A 19,491-nucleotide genomic window follows, 5' to 3' on the forward strand; every position below is an offset into this window, starting at 1 on the left:
CCGCGGGCATCTCGACCCGCTCCTCACATGGCTGTCTCGGCCGTCCGCGTGGACTGTGAAGCCGCTGCTGGCCCTTCACGCGCTCAATCGAGCGAGGAAACTGGGTGCTGCCCAAGCGCTGATTCGGGCAAACTCCATTGCGATCACGTTAAACAGTTCCGGTGGAAATGATGCCGGAAAAATGTCCGCCAGGCCAACTAGAACCTCGAGGGTGCATCGGAACAAGCCTCCCGATATGTACTAAACATGGAGGCGTGGTGGCAACGCACCGATTCACCCGAGCCTGCCCGTGCGGGTATGTTAGCACGGATCTAAAGAGGTAAATTCCCATGAATGCGCTGTGGCATAGACGAATGTTTCGTAGCGTTTGCTTAAAGTCCTGCTGCCTGATTCTCGTGTCGGCTTTGCCCTTGTCTACCCTGGTGGAAGCTTCCGAGTACAAGGTATTTCACCAGTTCCCTAAAGGTTACGGCTTTACGCCGACAACAACTGGGATATTGGTTCAAGGTCAGGACGGTAATATTTATGGTACAACACCCAATGGTGGCCGGGATGACTGCGGAGTTGCTTTCAGCATTACGCCGCAAGGGCAATATGCCGAATTTGCAGGTTTCTGTGACAATCCCAATGCAGCATCTCTTGCTCATCCTTCCGGGGGTTTAATGCTAGGATCAGACGGCGCATTTTATGGCTTCAGCGGCGGGCAGTATCCGGCATACCTGTTCAAACTCAAGAGCTCACATCTTTATGTTGCAGGATATTTCAAGGATGAAGAAACCCTATCAACCGGGGCACCTGTCGAGGGAGTTGACGGCAGTCTGTATGGGTTGGCGACGGGATTTTCCAATGGCTACTACGATTATGTCTATGGGTTTACTCCCGGATCCGGCTTATATCTCGTGAAAAAACTTGGTGCAGCGGGTCATGATGCACAATCACCTTTACTTATTGGTTGGGATGGCAATCAATATGGACCAACCTACTATGGCGCCGCTCAGGAAGGTGGGGTTCACGGCCAGGGTCGGCTTTTCTCGATCACCATAGACGGTATGTATCAGCAGTTTAATGGCTTGTATGACTTCACGCACAAGCCGACATCTGGAAGATTGCCAAATGGTCCCTTGGTCCGCGGACTGGATGGCAATCTTTACGGCACTGCACAGGATGGTGGGAGTGCCGAACGCGGTGTCGTGTTCATGCTCGAGCCAGGAAACTCGGCACCAGTCAAGCGGATTTATAGTTTCAAGGGTACTGGAGACGGTTCTACCCCCTTTAGCGGAATGGTGCTTGGTAGCAACGGTGTCTTTTACGGCACTACGGCAAGTGGCGGTGATTCAAAGGCTTCATGCGGAACACTGTTCAGTCTGACACCGAATTCCCCGGCCGCGCCCACGGCATATACTTTTGCGGTCGAGCATGTCTTTCAAGGCGGTGCCGCAAACGATGGCTGCAACCCAAAGTCACCGCCGATGCTGCACACCAACGGGCGCATCTATGGTCTGATTGCCGGTCAGGACCAAGCGCTGATCTATAGCCTGGATGTCGGCGCCCCCCAAACGGTGACGGTACTGCCGCAGGCCGCCAAGATCGGTCAGAGTGTCACTATATTGGGTCAGGGACTTAACAGTACGACGGCCGTTGCATTTGGAGGGATCGCTGCGACGAGTTTCAAAGTGGTGTCCCGTACGCTGGTGAAGGCTACGGTGCCCGCCGGTGCGGCAACGGGTATCGTCACGGTGACCACGTCGAGGGGCACGGTTTCAAGCCCGACGAGCTTCCCGATCGTTCCATGACTATCCCTAGTACCCGTGCCCAGCCTTGGCCGCCGGTATTCAGGTGGCCAAGGCGAACCACAGACCTTCTGTTGGTGGATTGAAAAAGGTGTCCGGGTCATTACACGAACTAGCGTTTCGGTTCGGCCCGCCGACGTCGCGACCTGCTCCTCACGTTGCTGTCTCGGCCACTCGCCCGGTCAACGAACCCGTTGCTGGACCGTCAACCGGTCAAGCGAGTCGAAAAAAGCGCGCTGCCAAAGAGCTGGTTCCGGCGAACGCCATCGGCATCGCGTTAAACGCTTCCTGTCGAGATAATCCCGGAAAGCTCCCGCCGCTATAACCGATGCAGCCAGTAGGTCCGATTAGCTCAGCGTAATCGGATGAATGCATCGTTACCTCGGATCCTGGCATTGGTAGGACTACCGTGTCGGCTGGGCCTGAGCGGATTCACTTGAACGTAATTCTCATCCCGTTTGAAGTCCGAGAGGTCGCGAGAAAAGGCGTACAAAAGATTCCATTCCTAAATTCCTCGCTTCTTCTCAGGGAGCCGAAGATCAAAACGTTTCACCCGCTCGTGTGACGCTCTTGGAAGCGCGAATTTCGATCAAGCTCTAGCGAGTTTTTCAATTGGCACTTCTTGGCAGTAGCGCCCATACGCGGTGCAAATGATCGAGCAAAACCACCCTGCGTCGCTTTGAAAGGTGTAACGCCCGCGAATCCGACGCAGATGGGCTGCAAGAGATTCAGCGTAAAGAGTCAGGTTCCACCTGGGATGAACGCGCGTCGGTTGTTGGGTATCGGTGGCTTCTTTGCGGAGACATTGCATCCTTCCTCCAAGGCATGCGTCCGATTACGCTCCGCTAATCGGACCTACGCGGGTTTACGAGTTGCCGCTGGGTTCACTCTGCGGCCCTGCCCGTATTCAGGCGCAACGGTCCGCCTGATCCTGTTCGGTTGGGGAAGGGCTCGACATGTGTCTGTCCAAGCCGGCCGAAGTAGGTCACGTGACGGCCGGCCAGCCAGACCATGTAGCCGACGCAGCCGGCGGCGCGCGACCGCGCCAGGAATTCGGGAAACATCACCTCACCCTGTTGTGCAGCCTTGATCGCCGCCTGGATGGCGGCGGTGTCGAAGGCCTCAGCAATCGGCGTGGCTGGCGGCGCCAGCGCAATGGAGTGAGCGTCGCCGTTCGGCAGATAGTAAGTGGTGGCGTTGCCCCGATAGTCCGCGTAGTAGCTCTCGACGCCGGCGTCGGTCAACGCCTTTACGACGTCGCCGAACTGCGCCGTGCCGGCTTTGGAGGCGTGGGCGCAGTCTTCGATGATGGCTCGTGTCTGTTCGTTCATGGTGATCTCCTGTGGGTGGGGGAGGTCAGCGCACCGGCACTTTCCTCAGTCGGTGCAAGCGCACCATCTCTTCCAGCAGTTCCCGCAGCTCCGCTTGTTTGGCCTCCGGGAGATGGCCGAAGAATCTTGCGTCGTTGCGGTCTGCCAACTCGGCCAGCCGGGGCACGAGCTTGCGTCCGGCCCGGGTCAGCTTCACGTTGAGAACGCGGGCGTCCGACTCGCTGCCGCGTCGCATGACCAGCCCCTTCTGTTCGAGCCGGGCAATCACCTTGGAAACAGCGCCCTTCGTCATGCCCAGCGCCTCGGTCAGGCTGCGATGGTTGGTGTCGGCCGCATCGTAGAGCGTGCGCAACGCAACCCACTCGGTGACCGAGACGCCGCATTCCTCGACCGCCGCCTGGAACTCTTCCGAGACCCGGTTGGAGACGAAGCGCATCCAGAAGCCCAGGTGCGCTTCGAGCGGACTGACCTGTTTGATGGCTTGTTTCATTGGTTTCCCTGGAAACTTTTCGGGCAGTGTAGTTTCCTAAGAAACTAAAAGTCAAGGCGCGGGAGTAGGGGTAGCTGATAGGGGTGCGTCGTGCTCTTTCGGCCGGGGCACGAGGATCGAGGCGAGTGCGGCGGGGTGCGAGACGATGCCGCGGAGGTCGTTGGCGTGTCCGCTGGCGACCGGGACTGACAGGGCAGTGGATGCGCGCCAACGGTCGTGGCGGAGGCGTTCCGGGTTAGCCCGAGGTGCGGGAATGGCGGCGAATGATTTCGCGCCGCGTCGCCCTGACAGGCGCGACGCGGAGAACCCTCACGAGGCGGGGCTGATGTTCGTCGGCTGATGCCGGGGCGGCAAAAGAGCGCGTACATCCGGGGCGCATTTGCCGCATACCGTTCCCACCCGCAGGCAGCGCGAGACGTCCCGATGGGTGCACAGACCTTCGCGGACGGCTTCGCGGATCTGGGTTTCGGTGACGGCCTTGCAGATGCATACGTACATCGATCTCTCCGGGAGTGACGGTGACTCAATTACGAACAAGCACGAGGCGTGCCGCTGAAGCGCGGACTGGTAGGATTCCAAATGGGAATGGCTCTCAGACGCTTTCGGCACCGTCAAGTTCCCTGTCTCCTTTGTCACTTCGCGTGCACGCGCCCGGCTGTTTTGTAGCAAATGCGACAAGCCGCCCCGGCCGGTACCTGACCGGTGCGCCATCGGTGGATCCGGATCCGAGAACCAGAAGGTACTGTGGACGGCCGGCGGTCCACGGCCGCTGCTGCCCAGCCGAAGAGGTCTCGCGCGGCGGGGATTCCCTGGTCCGCAGCCGTCGCCCTGACGGGCGGCGGTGCATGGCTCGCGGTCAGCCGGTCAGCGGCCTCGGCTCGGTACAAGGCTTGCCACCGGCATCGTGGTGCAGTCCCGGCGCGCTTTCTTCCGTTACGGGCCACTCTCTCACGTGCTTCCGGCCGTTCGCATAAGTGCGTCCCGACGCAACGATTCCGCGTCTTTCGTGAGGCCTCCGTGGCCGTTTTGTCGGAAAGCAGACAAAGCCCGCCGCCGAATCGGCTCGTAGAAATAATTTAAAGTCAGTTGCTTATGCGATTTCCAATGATGGCGCAGGTATTGCTTTGTCCTGTAGCAAGAACGCGCAATCCACAGCAGCTGGCGATGAACGATCGATCCCAGTGGCGAGCGAACCTCGGAGAGCATTTGATGAAGTTACCGGTTTATCTCGATTACTCCGCAACGACTCCCGTCGATCCTCGCGTTGCCGAGAAGATGATTCCCTTCCTGACGGAGAACTTCGGGAACCCGGCAAGCCGGTCCCACAGTTTCGGCTGGACGGCGGAAAAGGCCGTCGAGGAAGCCCGCGAAGAAGTCGCACGGCTGGTCAATGCCGATCCTCGGGAGATCATCTGGACCTCCGGTGCGACGGAGTCGAACAACCTGGCCATCAAGGGTGCGGCGCACTTCTATGAGACCAAGGGTCGGCACCTGATCACGCTGAAGACCGAACACAAGGCGGTGCTCGACACGATGCGCGAGCTCGAAGCCCAGGGCTTCGAGGTGACGTATCTGGACCCCAAACCGGACGGCCTGCTCGACTTTCAAGCCTTCCGCGAAGCCTTCCGTGCCGATACCTCGCTGGTGTCGATCATGCACGTCAACAACGAGATCGGTGTCATCCAGGATATCGCCGCGATCGGCGCCCTGTGCCGCGAGCGCGGCGTCATTTTCCACGTGGATGCGGCCCAGTCGACCGGCAAGGTCGCGATCGATCTGGCGAAGCTCCCGGTAGACCTGATGTCCTTCTCGGCCCACAAGACCTACGGCCCGAAAGGCATCGGCGCGCTGTATGTCCGCCGCAAGCCGCGCATCCGCCTGAAGGCGATGATGCACGGTGGTGGCCACGAGCGGGGCTTGCGCTCCGGCACGCTCGCCACGCACCAGATCGTCGGCATGGGCGAAGCGTTCCGGATCGCCCGCGAAGAGATGGCCGCGGAGTCCTCCCGCATTCGTGCGCTGCGCGACCGGCTGCTGGCCGGCATCGCGGACATCGAAGAGGTCTACATCAACGGCGATCTGGAGCAGCGCGTGCCGCACAACCTCAACGCGAGCTTCAACTACGTCGAGGGCGAGTCGCTGATGATGGCGATCAAGGACCTGGCCGTTTCCAGCGGCTCGGCCTGCACCTCGTCCAGTCTGGAGCCGTCGTATGTCCTCCGCGCGCTGGGGCGCAGCGACGAGCTGGCGCACAGTTCCATCCGCTTCAGCATCGGGCGCTACACCACGGAAGCCGATGTCGACTTCGCGATTTCACTGATTCACAAGGCTGTCGAGCGCCTCCGCGACATTTCCCCGCTGTGGGAAATGTACAAGGACGGCATCGATATCAGTTCGGTGCAATGGGCCGCTGCCGCTCACTAATCGGTCTTCTTCATCTGCAAAAACCTCAGGAGTCCCCGTCATGGCGTACAACGACAAGGTCATCGATCACTACGAAAACCCACGCAACGTCGGTTCCTTCGACAAGGAGGACGACGGTGTGGGCACCGGCGTCGTCGGCGCGCCCGCCTGCGGCGACGTCATGAAGCTGCAGATCAAGATCAACGACGAAGGCGTCATCGAGGATGCCAAATTCAAGACCTATGGCTGCGGTTCGGCCATTGCGTCCAGCTCGCTGGTGACCGAATGGGTCAAGGGCAAGACGGTGGAACAGGCGCTCGCGATCAAGAACACCGAGATCGCCGAGGCGCTGGCCCTCCCGCCCGTGAAGATCCATTGCTCGGTATTGGCCGAGGACGCGATCAAGGCCGCGGTATCCGACTACAAGGCCAAGAGCGGGACGGCCGAAGACGGTTACAAAGTCTGCCAGTCGGCAGCGTGAAGCACGGAGAACGATGAACATGGTCGCTACGAATGCAATGCAGGATCTGACCCCGGCGTCGCCGCCGTTGATCTTCACGAGTAACGCCGCCGGCAAGGTCAGCGAGCTGATTGCCGATGAGGGCAATCCCGACCTGAAACTGCGGGTCTACGTCTCCGGCGGCGGCTGTTCCGGCATGCAGTACGGGTTTTCCTTCGAAGAGGGCATCGCCGACGACGACACCACGGTCGAGACGGATGGCGTGACCCTGCTCGTCGATTCCGCCAGCCTGCAGTATCTGGCCGGCGCCGAGATCGATTACCAGGAAGGCCTCGAGGGTTCCCGTTTCGTGATCAAGAACCCGAATGCCTCGGCCTCCTGCAGTTGCGGCAGCTCGTTTTCGGTGGACGGCGGCGCATCCTGCGCCTCGACGCAGTAATCGCGAGGGGTATGCCATGTCGATTCACTTGACGGAAAAAGCGGCGAAGCAAATCCAGAAGCACCTGACCGCACGCGGTCACGGCCTGGGACTGCGGCTTGCGGTGAAGACGTCGGGCTGCTCGGGGCTGGCCTATGCGCTGGAGTTCGTCGACGAGTCGGCCCCCGAGGACCAGTGCTTCGAGAGCCACGGGGTCACGGTGCTGGTCGATCCCAAGAGCATGGCCTACCTGGACGGGACCGAGCTCGATTTCGTCCGCGAGGGAATGAACGAGGGCTTCAAGTTCAACAACCCCAACGTGACAGGACAGTGCGGTTGCGGTGAGAGCTTCAACGTCTAGATGAATCAGGTCATGAGTCCGGTCGGCGTCGACAATCATTTCGAGCTGTTGCAGATGCCGGTGCGCTTTCGACTGGACCTGGCCGAACTGGATCGTCATTACCTCGAGATGCAGACGCGGGTGCACCCCGACCGCTCGGCGAATCTGAGCGATGCGGAGCGACGCCTGCACCTGCAATGGGCGACGCTGACCAACGAGGCCTACCAGACCTTGAAACAGCCGCTCGCCAGGGCCCGGTATCTGCTGAAGATCCGCGGTGTCGACACGCAGGAAGAGGACAACACGGCGATGCCGACCGAATTCCTGCTGGAGCAGATCGACTGGCGGGAGGAGTTGCAGACGGCCGCCGGCGATCGGGACGCATGTGCGCTGGGCCGCCTCGTGACGCGCCTGAAGGTCGAGCGCAACACCTTGTTCGAGACGCTGGCGACGCTGCTCGATGACGATCACAAGCTGCCGGCGGCGGCCGCTCTGGTCCGCCAACTGGCTTTCCTGGACAAACTCGGCCGCGATATCAACGACGCACTGGCCGCACTGGAGGACTGATGCTGCTGCAAATCTCAGAGCCCGGGGCACCCTCGCCAAGTCAGCAGACGGTTCGGCGGCTGGCAATCGGCATCGACCTCGGCACGACGAATTCCCTGGTCGCGACCGTAGAAGACTCGGGCACGACGGTTCTGGCTGACGCCAAAGGCCGCAGCCTGCTGCCTTCGGTCGTCCGCTATCACAAGGACGGCGAGATCGAAGTGGGGCACGGGGCGAAGCTCTATCAGAGCGAGGACCCGGCCAATACCTTCGTTTCGGTCAAGCGTTACATGGGCCGTGGTTTGAGCGATGTGGCCGCGCGCGGGGAAGTTCCGTACCGCCTGGTCGACATGCCCGGCATGGTGCAGTTCGAGACCGTCGCGGGGCTGATCAGCCCGGTGCAGGTGTCCGCGGAAATCCTGAAGGCCCTGCGCGAGCGGGCCGAGCAGGCGCTGGGCGGCGAGATCGTCGGCGCGGTGATCACGGTTCCGGCCTATTTCGATGATGCCCAGCGGCAGGCGACGAAAGATGCCGCCGCGCTGGCGGGTCTGGAGGTGTTCCGGCTGTTGAACGAACCGACTGCCGCGGCGGTCGCCTACGGTCTGGATCAAGCGGCCGAGGGCACTTACGCGGTCTACGATCTGGGCGGCGGCACCTTCGACATCTCCATCCTGAAGCTCACGCGCGGCGTGTTCGAGGTGCTCGCGACCAACGGCGATCCGGCGCTGGGCGGCGACGATTTCGATCATGCCGTGTACGACTGGCTGTGCGAGCGCAATAGCTACACAGCGCTGTCGGCGATCGATACCCGGCGGCTGCTGAGCGCGGCCCGCGAGGCCAAGGAACTGCTGTCGAAGCTTGAGGAAGTCGACTTTCTCACGGAGATGTCGGACGGTTCCATCGCCAATATCGCCATCGATCGGGCGACATTCACCCGCCTGACGGAAGGTCTGGTCAAGCGCACCCTGAGCCCGGTGCGCAAGGCGCTGCGCGATGCCGATCTGACGGTCGAGGACGTCAAGGGCGTGGTGCTGGTCGGCGGCGCGACGCGCATGCCGGTCATCCAGGCGGCCGTGGCCGAGTTGTTCGGGCAGACGCCGCTGACCGACCTCGACCCGGACAAGGTCGTGGCGCTGGGCGCGGCGATGCAGGCCAATCTCCTGGCCGGCAACAAGACAGGCGACGACTGGCTGCTGCTCGATGTGATTCCGCTGTCGCTGGGCATCGAGACCCTGGGCGGGCTGTCCGAAAAGATCGTTCCGCGCAATGCGACCATCCCGGTGGCCCGGGCGCAGGAATTCACGACCTGGAAAGACGGGCAGACGGCCATGACGATTCATGTCGTGCAGGGCGAGCGCGAACTGGTCAGCGAGTGTCGCTCGCTGGCGCGCTTCGAACTGCATGGGATTCCGCCGATGGTGGCGGGCATGGCGCGGGTCCGGGTCACCTATCAGGTCGACGCCGACGGTTTGTTGAGCGTTTCGGCGGCTGAGCAGATCAGTGGCGTCGAGGCGCGGGTCGAGGTGAAGCCGTCTTACGGACTCAGCGACGGCGAAGTCGCCCGCATGATCGAGGATTCCTACGCCCATGCGAAGGACGACCTGGAAGCGCGGCGGCTGCACGAACAGCGTGCCGAAGCCGTGCGCCTGCTGGAAGCGACCGAAGCGGCCCTGGCCGAGGATGCCAATCTGCTCGATGCGGACGAACAGGCCAGCATTTTCGAAGGCCTGCGGACCTTGCGCGCGGCCACGGAAGGGACCGACTGGCTGGCCATCAAGGGGGCGGCCGATGCCCTCAACGAGCTGAGCACCGAATTCGCCGCGCGGCGGATGGATTTGAGTATCCGCACGGCGCTGACCGGTCAGCGCGTCGATGCCTTGAGCATCTGATCAGCAAAGCTGCCCGCAGTGACTTCTCCGGCCATTCCACACCGCTGATTCGTATGCCAACCATCACCCTTCTGCCCCATGCCGAGCTGTGCCCCGACGGGGACACGATCGAAGCCGAGACCGGCCTTTCGATCTGCGACGCGCTGCTTGAGGCAGGCATCGAGATCGAACATGCCTGCGAGTTCTCCTGCGCCTGCTCGACCTGCCATGTGGTCGTTCGTGAAGGCTTCGCCTCGCTGGAACCTTCCGAAGAACTGGAGGACGACATGCTGGATCGGGCCTGGGGTCTTGAAAGCAACTCGCGACTGTCCTGCCAGGCGATCGTCGGCACTGCGGATCTGGTCATCGAGATTCCGCGTTACAGCCTGAACCTCGCCAAGGAAGCACCGCACAAGTAGGGGAAGTCATGACCGATAACGCCTGCGTCATCATCAACGACACGACTCTGCGCGACGGCGAACAGACCGCCGGAGTCGCGTTCAACGCCGACGAAAAGCTGGCCATCGCCCGCGCCCTGGCGCGAGCGGGCGTGCCGGAAATGGAAGTGGGCATACCGGTGATGGGCCCGGAGGAACGCGAGGTCATCGCCGCCATTGCGGACCTCGGTCTGCCCTCGCGGCTGATGGTCTGGGGACGCATGTGCGACGCGGACCTCACGGCGGCCGGCCAGTGCGGCGTCGATCTGGTCAATCTGTCGATCCCGGTCTCAGATATCCATCTGCAACACAAGATCGGGCGCTCGCGCGCCTGGGTGCTTTCGACGATTGCCCGCTTCGTGCGCAAGGCGCGCGATGCCGGACTGGAGGTCTCTGTCGGGTGCGAGGACGCGTCCCGCGCCGACATGGACTTTTTGCTGCAGGTCGCGGCGGTTGCCCAGGAGGCGGGCGCGCGGCGTATGCGGTTCGCCGATACGCTCGGACTGCTGGAGCCGATGTCGACCTTCGAGCGGATTCAGCGACTGGTGCGCGCGGTCGACCTGGAGATCGAGATGCATGCGCACGACGACTTCGGCCTGGCCACCGCGAACACGCTGATGGCCGTGCGCGCGGGCGCGACGCGCGTCAACACCACGGTCAACGGTCTGGGCGAGCGCGCGGGCAACGCGGCGATCGAAGAGACGGTCATGGCGCTGCACGTGCTGTACGGGCGCAAGACCGGAATCGACGTGAAGCAGTTCCCGGCGATTTCGGATCTGGTGGCCCGCGCCTCTGGCCGCCCGGTGGCCGCCGACAAGAGCATCGTCGGCGAGGCCGTGTTCACGCACGAAGCCGGTATCCATGTCGATGGCCTGCTGAAGAACGTGCTGAATTATCAGGGTGTCGATCCCCACGCTCTGGGTCGCGAGCATCGTCTGGTACTGGGCAAGCATTCCGGGTCGCACGCGGTCGTCCGGCGCTACCAAGCGCTGGGCATCGAACTCAGCGATGGCGATGCCACGCAGCTGCTGCAACGTATCCGGGTCTATGCGAACGAGACCAAGCAGACGCCCGGCGACAACGAACTCCGGCGCTTTTACCGCGACGCGGCCGGCGCTCAATCACCCACCGCGTACGGTCGCCGACGCGACCAGCGGCAATTCAACGGCCAGGAGCACAACGCATGAATCCTTTATTGCAGCGCATCCAGACGTTCTCGGCGGCCGAGGAGTTTCTCGATTTCTTCGGGGTGGACTATCAGCCGGACGTGGTGCATGTGAACCGCCTGCATATTCTGAAGCGCTTCAACCAATACCTGAACCGATCCCCGATTCCGGACGACATGGACGAGGCGGCAGCCCGCGAGGCCTGCAAGGTGCTGCTGACCCGGGCCCACGACGATTTCGTGTCGTCGACCGCCGCGCAGGAGAAGGTCTTCAAGGTCTTCCAGGAGCAGGACGGCAAGAGCGTGTCGCTGGACAGCATGCGCGTCAGCCTCGCGACGCGTTCGCAGAAGGCCTGAGACGGGCCGCAACGAGCTGGCTGGCAACCCCGTATTCCCAACAGATCGACCTCGGAGTCATCGATGCCCAAACCGAACAAGCATGTCTTCGTCTGCACTCAAAGCCGGCCGCCGGGCCACCCGCGAGGGTCGTGCGGCCAGTTGGGCTGTACCGCCGTGTTTCAGGCGTTCATGCAGCAGTTCGAGCAGGGCCGGATGTATGGCGAGTTCGCGCTGACCGCTGCCGGATGTCTGGGCGCCTGCGATTCGGGGCCGACGGTACTGGTGTATCCCGACGGCGTGATGTACGCGGCGGTCAAGCCGGAAGACGTGGGCACGATTGTCGAACAGCACCTCAAGGGCGGCGAGCCGGTCGAGAGTCTGCTGGCGCCTGCGGCCGTCTGGGGCTGAGCGCCGCACGGCCAGGCACCGGAGATTCCCGATGCGCGCGCTTTATGCCGGAACCGTCTCGCCGAAGATCAGCGGCCTGCTCGACGAAGCGATGGCCGCCTACGCGGACACGACGCGTGCCGAGGCGTTGCTGAAACAGGCGCAGCGGGAAGCGCCGGAGGCGTTGCCTGTGTATTTCTCCTTGTACAAGTTCTACTTCTACAAGGGGCGGCTGGCCGACGCCGAAGCCTCGGCGCGACTGGCTTTGGCAACCGCGGCGCGCCAAGGGGGGTTCTCCGGTGATTTTCGCGAGCTGTCGGCGGATACCGTCGATTGGTCTCGGCACGACGGACCGCAGCACTTCTACCTGTTTTCGCTGAAGGCGCTGGCGTTCATACGCCTGCGGCGGGGCGACAAGCCGGGCTGCGACCGGATTCTGGAGAAGCTGGCCGAGCTTGATCACGGCGACAGCGTTGGCGCTTCGGTTATCGGTTCCATCGCCGCGGCGATCTGAGCGCCAGATTTGGAGCTAGGGTGCGGTCGGGCCTGTAGCGCGACAGCGGCACCGGACGATGAATTTCTTACAAAACAACAAATAGGAGTCACATCACTATGGCAACCGTCACGATAATGCCGTCGGGCAAGACGATCGAAGCCGAGGTCGGCAAGACCTTGCTGGAAACCGTTATTGCCGCCGGCGAAAAACTGAAACACGAATGCGACGGCAATTCCGAATGCGGCAGCTGTCACCTGTTCGTGCAAGCGGGTCGAAAGAGTGTGTCGCGGATCCAGCCGATCGAGAACCAGAAACTCGACACCATGGTCGGCATCGGTTCGAAGTCCCGACTGGCCTGCCAGGCGCGGATCATCGGCGACGAAGACATCACGATCGAACTGCTCGGCTTCGCGTCGGGATTCTGAATTCGAGCACGAGTGCCGCGGCGCTTTTCTTCAACCCCTTAGCGGACGGACCGATGACTATTGAAGAGACCATAAGAGAGCAGATCGCCCAGCACCCGGTGCTGCTGTACATGAAGGGCGTGCCGGACATGCCCCAGTGCGGTTTCTCGGCCAAGGCCGTCGGTTGCCTGCAGGCGGCCGGTGTGCCGTTCGCGTACGTCAACATCCTGGCGGCGCCGATGATCCGCGAAAAGCTACCCAGCGTTTCGATGTGGCCGACTTTCCCGCAACTGTTCGTCGCCGGAGAACTGGTCGGCGGCAGCGACATCGTCGACGAGCTGGCCCAGAAGGGTGAGCTGAAGCCGATGCTGGAGCAGGCCGTCGCCAGCCAGCCCGCGGCCGGCTAGCCGGATGGAGATCGCCGAAGTCCAGGACCTGATTAAGGCGGCGCTGCCCGATAGCGAAGTCATCGTCTCCGGCGAGGGCTGCAGCTTTACGCTGGTCGTGGTGAGTGAGTCGTTCGCCGGACTGAATACTGTCAAGCGGCAGCAACGGGTGCTGGCCGCCGTCAGCGAACCGTTGTCGACCGGAGCGCTCCACGCCGTCAGCATGAAGGTGTATACGCCGGACGAGTGGTGTTCAGCGCAGGCCGCTGCCGGCTAGCCAGCATCATGGCCCGGTAGCGCGCCGCGTGATTCGAAAGATCCGCGATCCATGAGGAACTCCGATGCCACTGTACGATTTTCATTGCACCGACTGCGATCGGACCTTTGAACTGCTGGTGCGCTTGTCCGATACGCCGACCTGTCCCGAGTGCCAGGGGACACACCTGGAGAAACAGGTGTCGCGCCCGGCCGCGCCGGGTCAGACGGCCGGAATCCTGGCCAAGGCACGGAGCCAGGCCGCGCGGGAAGGGCATTTCAGCAATTACAAACGCAGCGAACGGCCGCGCACCCGCTAGCGGCCCGGACCAGCTACGGGTTGGTCAGCTTTCACGCTCCGAGACTTCGACGCCCATGAAACTGCGAATCGACCGCTGTCATCTGGAGGCCATGGTGGGTGCGTTCCCCGGCCTGGCACCGCTGAAGGATCAGCTGCGCTTCGGCAACACCGTCGAGGTTCCCTTCGCCCGCCTCGCGAGCGCGGAGATCGCGTTTCTCCAGAATCTGTACGCGTCGGCCGGTCCGGACTGGCAGTCGCATGCAGTCCAACTGGCGACGCTGCAGCAGGCACTGAACGATGACGGGGTTCGCTTCGAAGGAAACGACCTCGAGATGGTCGTGCCGGCGATGGCGCGCTACCTGGCCGTGGGTGCCATTCGCGGTTGGCTATTCAGCGCTCAGGTCACCGGCCGTCCGCTCCCGTACGTGATTACCCGGTTGGACTACACGCCGACCTCGACCGATGAGGCCGGCAAGGTCTTCATGGAACTGAAGGCCAACGCAAAAGGCGGATTGGCGACCGGCACCATTCGGATCACCGCCAGTGACATCGCCGGCAAGACGGTCAGCGAGATCTTCGCGGCTAAAGGCTTTCTGAAGGAGACCCCGGACCTGATCGCCGCCTACGACCAGACGGCCGAGCGCTATTTCGACTGGCGCGCGCGTTACGGCGTGCAGTTTTCCGGGCAGGGTATCGGGTTCTACGCCGAAGACCCCTCGGCCACGCACCGCGGTACAGACTGGACGCGCAAGGATTGCGTCGTACTGTGTTCCGGTGACGGCAGGGCGCGGCTGGTCAACGACGAAGGCATTCTGACCTCTCGCGTGTTGACGCTGGACGCGCCGGGCGACATTCTCGGCCCTTATCTGCGCAAGGCCGCGAAGAGCAATCGCTACGAAGCCGAGGACGAAGTCCAGGCGCTGCAGGAGAGCATGCCGGCGGACCTGTTCACGCATCTGCCGGTGCATGCCTACATTCTGATGTTTCATCTGGAACTGCACCATTACGTCTGGGTGCATGTCGACGACCTCGTGCCGTACCGTTATCAGCCGGAACTGAAGCACAAACTGGTGCTGCCCGAAGAACAGACCGAGCTCATCGACATTCTGACGGCGGAGATGGATGTGCTGGCCGAAGACATCATTGCCGGCAAGTCCGGCGGCACGACGGTGCTATGCGCCGGTCCGGCGGGCGTCGGCAAGACGCTGACGGCCGAGGTCTATTCGGAAATCATCCAGCGACCGCTGTACCGTGTGCATTCCGGACAACTCGGGCTCAACGTCGGCGCGATGGAGACGGCGCTGAAGGATGTCCTGACCCGGGCCCAGCGGTGGGGCGCCGTGATGCTGATCGACGAGGCCGACGTGTACATTCGGCGCCGGGATGACAACATCGCGACCAACGCGGTGGTCGGGGTCTTTCTTCGAGTGCTGGAATACTTCAACGGGCTGCTGTTCATGACCACCAACCGGGTGGACGACATCGACGAGGCGATCGTGTCCCGCTGCATCGCAATGATCAAGTTCTATCCGCCGGATGCCGATGCGCGGCGGAAGATCTGGACCGTGATGACCGAACAGTTCCAGTTGCCGGTCGACCCCGCCCTGATCGACGAACTGACCGAGTTGTTTCCGGCGGCGACCGGGCGCGACATCAAGGGGCTGGCCAAGCTCGTTGCGAAGTTCTGTGCCCACAAGGCCGTGCCGCCCTCGGCCGAGGTGTTCAAACGCTGCGCCGTGTTTCGCGGTCTCGACATCGGGAGGCCGAGTGCCCATTGAGTGGCAGGGCCAAGCGTTGCGGCGATCGGCCGTCAGCCGCCACGGACTCGGATACCAGCGTTCGCGGGCATGAGGTGCCTGCGTATCGCGGTAATGTTCGGGCCGCAGACCGGGCGCGGTGGACCTTGCTGCCGCGCTTGAAGATGTCTCCCTCCCCACGCCGCCTTACTCAGGAGAGCCGCTGCCCATGAATCTTGCGTTCCCGCCCGCGCCCGTCGTGACCCTCGAGGCAATGTCCAGCAATCCGTTTCCAGTGCGCCGGATTTTCTGCATCGGGCGCAATTATCCGGGTGCCGGCGGGGCAGGGGCTAAAGGCGAAGAACCCATTTACTTCATGAAGCCGGCCGGCGCGATGGCGCAGAACCACTCGACGCTGCTCTATCCGACGGGGACGGCTGATCTGCGGGCTGAAGTCGAGATGGTCGTGGCGCTGCACAAGGGAGGCCGCGACATCCCGGCCGCGCGTGTCGACTACGACTACGTGTTCGGCTACGCCGTGGGTCTCGACATGACGCTGCGCGATGCCTTGGAGCATGCCAGGTCCGAGGGCCTGCCGTGGGAACGGGCCAAGTCGTTCGACCATTCCGCGGTCTGCACGGCGATTACGCCGGAGTACTTCTGCGGCAACATCGCCGCCGGGAAGATCGAATTGACGGTCAATGGCGAGGTGCGCCAAAGCGGGAATGTCGCAGATATGCTCTGGAAGATCCCAGAGATCGTTCACTACCTGTCGACTCGCGTCGAGCTGTTTCCGGGCGACCTGATCTACACCGGCACGCCCGGCGATGCGGGCCCGGTGACCCGCGGCGACGTGGTCGAAGCGACGGTCGCGGGCCTGGAACCACTGCGGGTGACCATAGGCTGACCAACTGCCGATGGATAGTGGATCAGCTGATCGAATGGGCCAGCATCAAGCAATCACGTGCTGTCGCCGCGGCAGCATAAAGTCAGGGGAGGGCTGACCGTGCGTGTCACGACAATCCTCGTCAACGATGTCCCGAGGGCTGTCGTGTGGCCCGTCGATCGCAAGGCACTGGCCCGTTTTCTGCGCAATGGCCACGGGTATCTGACCGAGGGTTTCCCGGACGATGCGATCGTCACCCATCGTGACGCCCAACACGACGAAAACGCGCGCTGGCAGTCCGCGTTCCGTCTGCATCAGGTGTGGGGCGGCAGCGACGACACTTTCTTCGGCATTCCCCTGTAAATCAGAGCATGAACTCAACCGCGCAACCCCTAACGGAGACACTAATGCCGCTAGTCCTCGGTATCGAAGGCAAACACGCACACCTGGCGTCGCCGGACGAACTCGCGCGCGGGATTCAGGCCGCTAAGGAGGTGTTCGCGCGCAGCAATGCCGACGTTGCGGCGGCAGCGGCGGCGATCAGGAAGATCGACAACGACGAGTTGCTGACGCGCGAAGAGGCGCTGCTGTGCGTGGTCTGGGACGATGCCGAAGACGCCGCGCTCCGGGCCATCACCGTGGGATGGCTCAGCCGGGACGTCGATCTTCAGTTAGCCGTCACCGCCGGCGACGAAGACTGAGACGGGGCGGATAGCCAGAGAGCTTCCGATGGCGCCCGATCTTCCAACCGGTCGGCTGCCAGCTCGATGATATTTTCGCGGGACACATCAGCGGGAGAGTGACGCCCCCGCGGCTACGGCGCCATGCTCGCTGCAGACAGGATCGATGAATAAAGCGTGTGGAACACGTCACGGCGGCAGTGAAGGTAGCGACCGGAAGCTCGGGAGCGACAAGATCAATCAAGATGGCCTTTGCAATGCGACCGGCTTCTGGCATATAATGCGCGGCTTCGAACGGCAACGCGGTCTCCTTGATGCGCCCTGCTAGTTCGAATGACAGCCGTTTAATCACTGCGCGGCCGTCACGGGCTAGACTCTCGTCCACAGCCCTCCCCATCGATAGATATCTTTGGGCCATTAGCTCAGCTGGTAGAGCAGCGGACTCTTAATCCGTTTGTCGTAGGTTCGATCCCTACATGGCCCACCAATCACCCACCGCAGAATCCTTCTCTGCTTTTACAGACGCGCCGCACGGCTGGCGCGGTTTCCACATTGGGCTGTTGACGGCGCGCTGCGGGATGCGCCGTTTTTTTTGATTTCTAGCGAATCGGCCTCTCGGTTCTATGCCGAGCTTTTGACTGTGAACAGGCCCGGTCCGCCATTCATGCTGGCTTCAGCGGGTTGGGTTGGCACGGCAGCTTGGCAAGCAGTCGGATTTCCGGTCAAAACTGGCAAAAGAGCCATCCCCCCAAGCCAAAGATCGTGGAACTAGCCACGCGCCGCTTCACGTTCCACGTTCAAGCGCAGAAGCGGCTGATTCTGCTCCCTTCCTGATCGTTCTCGTTCGTCGATGGGTTCCAAATCGCGGGAGCCGTCTTCATCCCCCAATCGGCGCGCCCCGCTCGAGCCGTTGGACTTCTTATCCCTGCATGCCGGACGGTAGAAACAATAAACCCGCCCCGGCATCCCAGGGCGGGCTTGTAGGACGGATAATGGCCAAACGTCCTCAGCCAGCGCTAAGTACGTCACCCGCGGTCCGTTTCCACCTCACCCAGCGCGTAGTGCTGGCCCACTGTCGACCCACAGCAACGGCAAAGATTCTCCCGCGGTATGCTGCATCCGCACCTGCGCCTGTCCGGGTCGCGGAGGGGCCCTTACTCGGACACTGTGGCCCTTTGCAATAAACCGGCATTCCATCGACAGCATTTTGGTTATCAGCCATCTAGCGGCGGCCACGGGCGAGGCGCAGGCGTCCGATTATCACCCCGTCCGTGGCGCCCGGTGAGCCGATGCCGCTCAGAGTGGCCGTGTTGTCCACGCCCGGCGTCATCGCCGAGGCAAGATTGATCACCTTGCTGGCCTCCGCTATCAGTTTCACGGTCCTTACGTCCCGCCGTTGACCCGAACACTAAAGATCTCGCATCCTGGCTCCGCCGACTTGAGATGATCGAAGGATTAGGCCTTCGGAATGCGCAGCAAGGTTCCTGTCCCTGCTTTGTCGGCGGACGTGGCGCACGGCCCTTCTGGCACCGAGACTCATGCAAGTTACTGGAGAAGGCTCACCGCTGCGGACAGGCCTCGCCCTGCGCGACGTAACCGACAGGTATAGCTGGCCCACTGCCCAGGTTTAGAGTGAGGCTTGTAGCAATAGTCTGCAGGCAGCCCCTCGGTCGCTGAATTCCAAATCGAAGTTCGAAATTTGCTTGCTTCGCTAAATTGATTGGCGGTATGCATCCGGCGCTTACCTCATCGTTATTCACGGTCGCCCTGACGGTCCCCAAGCCATTTGGATCCAGGCTGTATGTGGCTTCCCCCGTCTGCTCAATTATGCAGGATCCCGCGATGTTGTGCGTGGCCGAAACCGACGGCGCATTCCCTTTACCATCAGCACAGAAGCGAATCAACGAGGCGATCGGAAGTTGGATATTTGGGTTATTTGGATCAGGCAGTACGTTACCGGAAAGCGCTTCAATATAGCAGCCATAGATCGAGCGCACTGAAAATCCCCACTGCTCACCAGCGATTACTGATCGACTGAGGCCGAAGCTAGCCGAAAAAGAGACGAACATAACCATCGCCTTGACTACAGTATTCACGAGTCGGCGTATTGGAAATATGGTTGATTTCATAAGTCACCTCACGATAGAAATCTCAATCGGGGTCCGCCGCAATTCAATTGACGAGGCAACGCTCTTTCTTATGGCGGGAGCGTCATCCCATCGACAGAAGCGGCACTCACTGGCATGACCTTGACGCTGGTCACGCGGGCCAGCTCGGCCTTCCTGGGTCTCCAGACCTAGCAGGCTGGTGAAAAACTCCGAAGGCGTTGTGTGGCGGGGGCTCCGGCGTTCTGGACGGGGTAAAATACGGTAT

25 protein-coding genes and 1 tRNA gene are annotated in these 19,491 nt (G+C 61.9%); 21 read left to right on the forward strand and 5 right to left on the reverse strand.

What is annotated here, in order from left to right:
* Positions 1-329 precede the first annotated feature (329 nt).
* Positions 330-1,793, forward strand: a complete 1,464-nt coding sequence (locus ACW73L_RS21240; protein ID WP_498924555.1) for a choice-of-anchor tandem repeat GloVer-containing protein — start codon at positions 330-332, stop codon at positions 1,791-1,793.
* Positions 1,794-2,674: 881 nt separating this feature from the next.
* Here ACW73L_RS21240 and ACW73L_RS21245 read toward each other — a convergent pair.
* The 3 genes from ACW73L_RS21245 to ACW73L_RS21255 form a co-directional block, all read right to left on the reverse strand.
* The gene (locus ACW73L_RS21245) at positions 2,675-3,121 is read right to left on the reverse strand and encodes a DUF1398 family protein (RefSeq protein ID WP_498924556.1); all 447 of its coding nucleotides are present in this window, start codon (positions 3,119-3,121) and stop codon (positions 2,675-2,677) included.
* Between the two features lie 25 nt (positions 3,122-3,146).
* Positions 3,147-3,611, reverse strand: a complete 465-nt coding sequence (locus ACW73L_RS21250; protein WP_129884847.1) for a MarR family winged helix-turn-helix transcriptional regulator — start codon at positions 3,609-3,611, stop codon at positions 3,147-3,149.
* Positions 3,612-3,920: 309 nt separating this feature from the next.
* A complete protein-coding gene (locus ACW73L_RS21255; protein WP_498924557.1) occupies positions 3,921-4,109 on the reverse strand; it encodes a (2Fe-2S)-binding protein in 189 nt (62 codons plus the stop codon).
* 711 nt (positions 4,110-4,820) lie between these two features.
* Here ACW73L_RS21255 and ACW73L_RS21260 point away from each other — a divergent pair.
* The 20 genes from ACW73L_RS21260 to ACW73L_RS21355 all read left to right on the forward strand — a co-directional run bounded on the left by ACW73L_RS21260 (position 4,821) and on the right by ACW73L_RS21355 (position 17,605).
* The gene (locus ACW73L_RS21260; protein ID WP_139557961.1) at positions 4,821-6,035 is read left to right on the forward strand and encodes an IscS subfamily cysteine desulfurase; all 1,215 of its coding nucleotides are present in this window, start codon (positions 4,821-4,823) and stop codon (positions 6,033-6,035) included.
* Between the two features lie 40 nt (positions 6,036-6,075).
* Positions 6,076-6,495 carry a Fe-S cluster assembly scaffold IscU gene (gene iscU / locus ACW73L_RS21265; RefSeq protein ID WP_129884849.1) on the forward strand — a complete coding sequence of 140 codons (420 nt, stop codon included), beginning with the start codon at positions 6,076-6,078 and terminating at the stop codon, positions 6,493-6,495.
* A 13-nt stretch (positions 6,496-6,508) separates the two neighbouring features.
* Positions 6,509-6,913, forward strand: a complete 405-nt coding sequence (gene erpA / locus ACW73L_RS21270; protein ID WP_139557962.1) for an iron-sulfur cluster insertion protein ErpA — start codon at positions 6,509-6,511, stop codon at positions 6,911-6,913.
* 16 nt (positions 6,914-6,929) lie between these two features.
* Positions 6,930-7,253 carry an iron-sulfur cluster assembly protein IscA gene (gene iscA, locus ACW73L_RS21275; protein ID WP_129884850.1) on the forward strand — a complete coding sequence of 108 codons (324 nt, stop codon included), beginning with the start codon at positions 6,930-6,932 and terminating at the stop codon, positions 7,251-7,253.
* Positions 7,254-7,265: 12 nt separating this feature from the next.
* A complete protein-coding gene (hscB, locus tag ACW73L_RS21280) occupies positions 7,266-7,799 on the forward strand; it encodes a Fe-S protein assembly co-chaperone HscB (RefSeq protein WP_129884851.1) in 534 nt (177 codons plus the stop codon).
* Positions 7,799-9,667, forward strand: a complete 1,869-nt coding sequence (hscA, locus tag ACW73L_RS21285; protein WP_498924558.1) for a Fe-S protein assembly chaperone HscA — start codon at positions 7,799-7,801, stop codon at positions 9,665-9,667. The genes hscB and hscA overlap by 1 nt, the downstream gene beginning before the upstream one ends.
* A gap of 53 nt (positions 9,668-9,720) precedes the next feature.
* The gene (gene fdx / locus ACW73L_RS21290) at positions 9,721-10,065 is read left to right on the forward strand and encodes an ISC system 2Fe-2S type ferredoxin (RefSeq protein WP_129884853.1); all 345 of its coding nucleotides are present in this window, start codon (positions 9,721-9,723) and stop codon (positions 10,063-10,065) included.
* Positions 10,066-10,073: 8 nt separating this feature from the next.
* Positions 10,074-11,270: a homocitrate synthase gene (gene nifV / locus ACW73L_RS21295; RefSeq protein ID WP_498924559.1), complete on the forward strand. Its 1,197-nt coding sequence runs from the start codon at positions 10,074-10,076 to the stop codon at positions 11,268-11,270.
* Complete coding sequence (nifW, locus tag ACW73L_RS21300) at positions 11,267-11,605, forward strand: nitrogenase-stabilizing/protective protein NifW (protein ID WP_139557967.1); 339 nt, start codon at positions 11,267-11,269, stop codon at positions 11,603-11,605. The genes nifV and nifW overlap by 4 nt, the downstream gene beginning before the upstream one ends.
* 63 nt (positions 11,606-11,668) lie before the next feature.
* Positions 11,669-11,995, forward strand: coding sequence for a (2Fe-2S) ferredoxin domain-containing protein (locus ACW73L_RS21305; RefSeq protein WP_129884856.1), 327 nt, complete (start codon positions 11,669-11,671; stop codon positions 11,993-11,995).
* A gap of 31 nt (positions 11,996-12,026) precedes the next feature.
* Positions 12,027-12,488 carry a hypothetical protein gene (locus tag ACW73L_RS21310; protein ID WP_498924560.1) on the forward strand — a complete coding sequence of 154 codons (462 nt, stop codon included), beginning with the start codon at positions 12,027-12,029 and terminating at the stop codon, positions 12,486-12,488.
* A gap of 98 nt (positions 12,489-12,586) precedes the next feature.
* The gene (locus ACW73L_RS21315) at positions 12,587-12,895 is read left to right on the forward strand and encodes a 2Fe-2S iron-sulfur cluster-binding protein (RefSeq protein ID WP_498924561.1); all 309 of its coding nucleotides are present in this window, start codon (positions 12,587-12,589) and stop codon (positions 12,893-12,895) included.
* A 53-nt stretch (positions 12,896-12,948) separates the two neighbouring features.
* Positions 12,949-13,281: a Grx4 family monothiol glutaredoxin gene (gene grxD / locus ACW73L_RS21320; protein ID WP_498924562.1), complete on the forward strand. Its 333-nt coding sequence runs from the start codon at positions 12,949-12,951 to the stop codon at positions 13,279-13,281.
* A 4-nt stretch (positions 13,282-13,285) separates the two neighbouring features.
* Positions 13,286-13,537, forward strand: a complete 252-nt coding sequence (locus ACW73L_RS21325; RefSeq protein WP_498924563.1) for a BolA family protein — start codon at positions 13,286-13,288, stop codon at positions 13,535-13,537.
* Positions 13,538-13,601: 64 nt separating this feature from the next.
* Positions 13,602-13,835, forward strand: a complete 234-nt coding sequence (locus tag ACW73L_RS21330) for an FmdB family zinc ribbon protein (protein ID WP_139557970.1) — start codon at positions 13,602-13,604, stop codon at positions 13,833-13,835.
* A gap of 55 nt (positions 13,836-13,890) precedes the next feature.
* Positions 13,891-15,594 carry an AAA family ATPase gene (locus ACW73L_RS21335; protein WP_498924564.1) on the forward strand — a complete coding sequence of 568 codons (1,704 nt, stop codon included), beginning with the start codon at positions 13,891-13,893 and terminating at the stop codon, positions 15,592-15,594.
* Between the two features lie 187 nt (positions 15,595-15,781).
* Positions 15,782-16,459 (forward strand): fumarylacetoacetate hydrolase family protein, encoded by a 678-nt coding sequence (locus tag ACW73L_RS21340; RefSeq protein ID WP_129884863.1) that lies wholly within the window; start codon positions 15,782-15,784, stop codon positions 16,457-16,459.
* Positions 16,460-16,558: 99 nt separating this feature from the next.
* Entirely contained in the window at positions 16,559-16,801 is a 243-nt protein-coding gene (locus tag ACW73L_RS21345) for a hypothetical protein (protein WP_129884864.1), read from the forward strand.
* A gap of 44 nt (positions 16,802-16,845) precedes the next feature.
* On the forward strand, positions 16,846-17,139 hold the full coding sequence (locus tag ACW73L_RS21350) for a hypothetical protein (RefSeq protein WP_498924565.1): 294 nt from the start codon (positions 16,846-16,848) through the stop codon (positions 17,137-17,139).
* 390 nt (positions 17,140-17,529) lie between these two features.
* Positions 17,530-17,605: transfer RNA gene (locus tag ACW73L_RS21355), tRNA-Lys, on the forward strand.
* 735 nt (positions 17,606-18,340) lie between these two features.
* Here the strand turns inward: ACW73L_RS21355 and ACW73L_RS21360 are convergent.
* Both ACW73L_RS21360 and ACW73L_RS21365 read right to left on the reverse strand, forming a co-directional pair.
* Positions 18,341-18,496, reverse strand: coding sequence for a hypothetical protein (locus tag ACW73L_RS21360; protein WP_498924566.1), 156 nt, complete (start codon positions 18,494-18,496; stop codon positions 18,341-18,343).
* A 181-nt stretch (positions 18,497-18,677) separates the two neighbouring features.
* Positions 18,678-19,214 carry a hypothetical protein gene (locus ACW73L_RS21365; RefSeq protein ID WP_498924567.1) on the reverse strand — a complete coding sequence of 179 codons (537 nt, stop codon included), beginning with the start codon at positions 19,212-19,214 and terminating at the stop codon, positions 18,678-18,680.
* Positions 19,215-19,491 lie beyond the last annotated feature (277 nt).

The organism is Methylolobus aquaticus (assembly GCF_054172105.1).

Bases quoted from the DNA above. Each gene is read 5' to 3' on its own strand.
- grxD (WP_498924562.1), top strand. From the start codon at position 12,949: ATGACTATTGAAGAGACCATAAGAGAGCAGATCGCCCAGCACCCGGTG.
- ACW73L_RS21260 (WP_139557961.1), top strand. From the start codon at position 4,821: ATGAAGTTACCGGTTTATCTCGATTACTCCGCAACGACTCCCGTCGAT.
- ACW73L_RS21350 (WP_498924565.1), top strand. From the start codon at position 16,846: ATGCCGCTAGTCCTCGGTATCGAAGGCAAACACGCACACCTGGCGTCG.
- hscB (WP_129884851.1), top strand. From the start codon at position 7,266: ATGAGTCCGGTCGGCGTCGACAATCATTTCGAGCTGTTGCAGATGCCG.
- ACW73L_RS21340 (WP_129884863.1), top strand. From the start codon at position 15,782: ATGAATCTTGCGTTCCCGCCCGCGCCCGTCGTGACCCTCGAGGCAATG.
- hscA (WP_498924558.1), top strand. From the start codon at position 7,799: ATGCTGCTGCAAATCTCAGAGCCCGGGGCACCCTCGCCAAGTCAGCAG.
- nifV (WP_498924559.1), top strand. From the start codon at position 10,074: ATGACCGATAACGCCTGCGTCATCATCAACGACACGACTCTGCGCGAC.
- ACW73L_RS21245 (WP_498924556.1), bottom strand. From the start codon at position 3,121: ATGAACGAACAGACACGAGCCATCATCGAAGACTGCGCCCACGCCTCC.
- ACW73L_RS21250 (WP_129884847.1), bottom strand. From the start codon at position 3,611: ATGAAACAAGCCATCAAACAGGTCAGTCCGCTCGAAGCGCACCTGGGC.
- iscA (WP_129884850.1), top strand. From the start codon at position 6,930: ATGTCGATTCACTTGACGGAAAAAGCGGCGAAGCAAATCCAGAAGCAC.
- ACW73L_RS21310 (WP_498924560.1), top strand. From the start codon at position 12,027: ATGCGCGCGCTTTATGCCGGAACCGTCTCGCCGAAGATCAGCGGCCTG.
- ACW73L_RS21325 (WP_498924563.1), top strand. From the start codon at position 13,286: ATGGAGATCGCCGAAGTCCAGGACCTGATTAAGGCGGCGCTGCCCGAT.
- erpA (WP_139557962.1), top strand. From the start codon at position 6,509: ATGAACATGGTCGCTACGAATGCAATGCAGGATCTGACCCCGGCGTCG.
- ACW73L_RS21305 (WP_129884856.1), top strand. From the start codon at position 11,669: ATGCCCAAACCGAACAAGCATGTCTTCGTCTGCACTCAAAGCCGGCCG.
- ACW73L_RS21255 (WP_498924557.1), bottom strand. From the start codon at position 4,109: ATGTACGTATGCATCTGCAAGGCCGTCACCGAAACCCAGATCCGCGAA.
- ACW73L_RS21240 (WP_498924555.1), top strand. From the start codon at position 330: ATGAATGCGCTGTGGCATAGACGAATGTTTCGTAGCGTTTGCTTAAAG.
- fdx (WP_129884853.1), top strand. From the start codon at position 9,721: ATGCCAACCATCACCCTTCTGCCCCATGCCGAGCTGTGCCCCGACGGG.
- iscU (WP_129884849.1), top strand. From the start codon at position 6,076: ATGGCGTACAACGACAAGGTCATCGATCACTACGAAAACCCACGCAAC.
- ACW73L_RS21315 (WP_498924561.1), top strand. From the start codon at position 12,587: ATGGCAACCGTCACGATAATGCCGTCGGGCAAGACGATCGAAGCCGAG.
- nifW (WP_139557967.1), top strand. From the start codon at position 11,267: ATGAATCCTTTATTGCAGCGCATCCAGACGTTCTCGGCGGCCGAGGAG.
- ACW73L_RS21335 (WP_498924564.1), top strand. From the start codon at position 13,891: ATGAAACTGCGAATCGACCGCTGTCATCTGGAGGCCATGGTGGGTGCG.
- ACW73L_RS21330 (WP_139557970.1), top strand. From the start codon at position 13,602: ATGCCACTGTACGATTTTCATTGCACCGACTGCGATCGGACCTTTGAA.